Annotated in this window: 1 protein-coding gene; it reads left to right on the top strand. The window is 68.4% G+C overall.

The window, feature by feature from the left end:
- Positions 1 to 28 precede the first annotated feature (28 nt).
- Positions 29 to 1321 carry an ArsB/NhaD family transporter gene (locus tag E1267_RS43780; RefSeq protein WP_132342220.1) on the top strand — a complete coding sequence of 431 codons (1293 nt, stop codon included), beginning with the start codon at positions 29 to 31 and terminating at the stop codon, positions 1319 to 1321.
- The last annotated feature ends 7 nt before the right edge of the window (positions 1322 to 1328 follow it).

Genomic DNA, 1328 nt, shown 5'->3' with positions numbered 1-1328 from the left:
AGGCGCTGCTGGACCGGGCGGTGGCCGCGTGAGCGTCACCGCATGGCTGGCGGTGGCGGTTTTCCTGTGCGCCTACGCGCTGATCGCCACCGAGAAGATCCACCGGGTGGCGGCCGCGCTCGGCGGTGCCGGGCTCATGCTGCTGATCCACGCCACCGACGCCGGTGCCGCGTTCTTCGACGAGCACACCGGCATCGACTGGAACGTCATCTTCCTGCTGCTGGGCATGATGGTCATCGTCGGCGTGCTGAAACAGACCGGCATCTTCGAATATCTGGCGATCTGGGCGGCCAAGCGGGCCAGAGGGCGTCCGTACCGGCTGATGGTGCTGCTGGTGGTCATCACCGCCGTGGCCTCGGCGTTGCTGGACAACGTCACCACTGTGCTGCTGATCGCGCCGGTGACCTTCCTGGTGTGCGAACGGCTGGCGCTGAACGCGGCGCCGTTCCTGATCGCCGAGGCGCTGGCCTCCAACATCGGTGGTGCGGCCACGCTGGTCGGGGATCCGCCGAACATCATCATCGCCAGCCGCGCGGGGCTGACCTTCAACGACTTCCTCGTGCACATGGCGCCGTTGGTGGTGGTGCTGATGGTGGTGTTCGTCGGGTTGTGCCGGATCCTGTTCCGCAGGTCCTTCCGCTACGACCCTGACCGCGCGGCCGAGATCATGGTGCTCGACGAGCGGGAGGCGATCGCCGATCCGCGGCTGCTGTGGCAGAGCCTGGTCGTGCTGGGCCTGGTCATGGTCGGGTTCGTGCTGCATCCGGTGCTGCACTACGAGCCGTCGGTGGTGGCCATCCTGGGGGCGGGGGTTCTGGTGGCCGCCACGAAGGTCACCACGCATGATGCGATCGAGGAGGTGGAGTGGCCGACGCTGGTGTTCTTCGCCGGGCTGTTCGTCATGGTCGGGGCGCTGGTGGAGACCGGTGTGATCGGCCAGGTCTCACAGGCGGCGACGGCCGCCACCGCGGGCCGGCCGGAGCTGACCGCGATGGGCCTGCTGTGGGCCTCGGCCGGGCTGTCGGCCATCGTGGACAACATCCCGTACGTGGCCACCATGAGTCCCATCGTGGCCGAACTGGTCGAGGCGGGCGGAGGCCACGAGCAGGCTCAGGTGTTGTGGTGGGCGCTGGCCTTCGGCGCCGACCTGGGCGGCAACGCCACCGCCGTCGGCGCGGCGGCCAACGTGGTCATCCTCGGCATCGCCGCCCGCAACGGCACCCCGATCAGTTTCTGGCAGTTCACCAAGTACGGCCTGGTCGTCACCGTGGTGACCATCACTTTGACCGCGCCGTACCTGTGGTTCCGCTACCTGACCTGACGCCGGC

Source organism: Nonomuraea longispora (assembly GCF_004348345.1).
In the GTDB taxonomy this organism is placed as follows: Bacteria; Actinomycetota; Actinomycetes; order Streptosporangiales; family Streptosporangiaceae; genus Nonomuraea; species Nonomuraea longispora.
Note: the sequence above shows the minus strand (reverse complement) of the source record. Positions and strands in the feature narration are given on the sequence as shown.